The 1,481-nt window shown below is 57.9% G+C and carries 3 protein-coding genes; all 3 read left to right on the top strand.

Translation table 11 applies throughout. The features are described from left to right. Window positions 1–142: 142 nt before the first annotated feature. Genes HMPREF3143_RS22180 through HMPREF3143_RS25290 form a run of 3 tightly spaced genes read left to right on the top strand, consistent with a single transcriptional unit; the run spans window position 143 to window position 1,272 of the window. Complete coding sequence (locus tag HMPREF3143_RS22180; RefSeq protein WP_013087148.1) at window positions 143–571, top strand: antirestriction protein; 429 nt, start codon at window positions 143–145, stop codon at window positions 569–571. Between the two features lie 42 nt (window positions 572–613). Beyond that, window positions 614–1,024 carry a DUF1380 family protein gene (locus tag HMPREF3143_RS22175; protein ID WP_013087149.1) on the top strand — a complete coding sequence of 137 codons (411 nt, stop codon included), beginning with the start codon at window positions 614–616 and terminating at the stop codon, window positions 1,022–1,024. Window positions 1,025–1,074: 50 nt separating this feature from the next. Further along, complete coding sequence (locus HMPREF3143_RS25290; RefSeq protein WP_071888820.1) at window positions 1,075–1,272, top strand: hypothetical protein; 198 nt, start codon at window positions 1,075–1,077, stop codon at window positions 1,270–1,272. Window positions 1,273–1,481 lie beyond the last annotated feature (209 nt).

Below are 1,481 nucleotides of genomic sequence, written 5' to 3'. Positions count from 1 at the left end.
TCGCACCCTTCACGGTGCATTCAGCCCGTGAAGGCTTTGCGCTGCGGCTTGCGGCGTCGCCCCTGTGTCCTCCGCTTTTCGCCGGTTTGTCGTGTCGTCACGGCGATGCCGGAACCGAGAATATGTTAACCGTGGAGGATCTATGAACCAGACCGTGACCTGTGATGCTGTTCGTCTTGAGGGTGCGCAGCGCCTGACTTTCCTGCCTGATTTGTTTGGCGGCGATTTTATGACGTCCGAGGCATCCGTGTACGCCTACGCCCAGCGTTACTGCCCTGAGTATCAGGGGGGATTCTGGCAGTTTTACCGGCTGCCGGAAGGCGGCGGATATATGGCGCCTGACGTGGAGAGCCTGACCCTGTGCAATCCGGACAACTGGTTTGAGGAGACTGTCAGCGGGGAAGTGGCGGGGATCATCCTCACGGCGCTGGTACTGAATCACCGGAGCTGGCACCACAGCAACCATGACCATGAAGAACTGTGCCGCCACTTCTGCCGTCGCTATGAGCAGCTTATGGCATTTGCTGACACCCATCCGGAAAGCGCCACCATCTGGCGTGCCCTTGACTGACTGACCACGGGCGGTGATGCCGCCCGATAAAAGGAGAAAAACATGATTGGTACAGCAAGAGAAATTGCCCTTGAAATGTTCAGACATTCCGACCTCGATGGCGAGAAATACGTTTTCGCCTGCTGGAATCGAAATGACATTCGTTGCGTCTGCCTTGACTGGGATTTAACCGATGAGGAACTGGATGAAGTCCTGCGTCGGCTAAGTTCATGCCTTGAAAGTGGCGCGGATATCGGCCAGATACGGGCGATTGTCGAAACCATGCTCGATGAGCGACGCGAGAAGCGAACCGTGACTATTCCCGCGAAATCGCTGGCCTTAGTCATGCAGCTTGCAGGACGGGAGATGCAACGTATCGCAGTATGCGCGGAGGATGGCGGCGGATCAGCTGAAGAAACCCTGAAAGAAGAAAACGACGTCATGATGCGCCTGCGCGCGGCGCTCGATGCCTGACAGAGAAACCGGAGGCATTGCCTCCGGAAACAGAACAAAAGGAGAACACCTTGCAACTGTCACCGGAAACCCGCAGCATCCTGCGCCAGTATAAAACACTTATCAACGAGCGACGTCGCGAATCCGGACTCAGCCCCGTAACTACAGCGAAAGTGCTTGAAGAGATCTGCGAATCGGCTACCCGCCAGTGCGCCGTCTATCTTTGCGGCCACTTCATTCTCCAGGGCGGTCAGGGGGATGCACAGTAAATAATCCGGGCGGGGCATAGGCGCCGCCTGTTCGCGCGCGAAAACCCTGTCATCCCTTCGGGCTGACGGACGGTAAGGCCAGCGCCTGCGGCGCTGCCCCCTCCCGCCCGGATGTAAGCCCGGAGAGATGCAGATGAAAGGCATTGTGAGGGCAAATTGTCACGGATACGGTCCTGCGTGGCGTGGCGTGGCGTGGCGTGGCGTGGCGT

The sequence above is a fragment of the Enterobacter sp. HMSC16D10 genome (assembly GCF_001807145.1).
GTDB classification, from domain to species: Bacteria; Pseudomonadota; Gammaproteobacteria; order Enterobacterales; family Enterobacteriaceae; genus Enterobacter; species Enterobacter roggenkampii.
Note: the sequence above shows the minus strand (reverse complement) of the source record. Positions and strands in the feature narration are given on the sequence as shown.

Bases quoted from the DNA above. Each gene is read 5' to 3' on its own strand.
- HMPREF3143_RS22180 (WP_013087148.1), top strand. From the start codon at position 143: ATGAACCAGACCGTGACCTGTGATGCTGTTCGTCTTGAGGGTGCGCAG.
- HMPREF3143_RS22175 (WP_013087149.1), top strand. From the start codon at position 614: ATGATTGGTACAGCAAGAGAAATTGCCCTTGAAATGTTCAGACATTCC.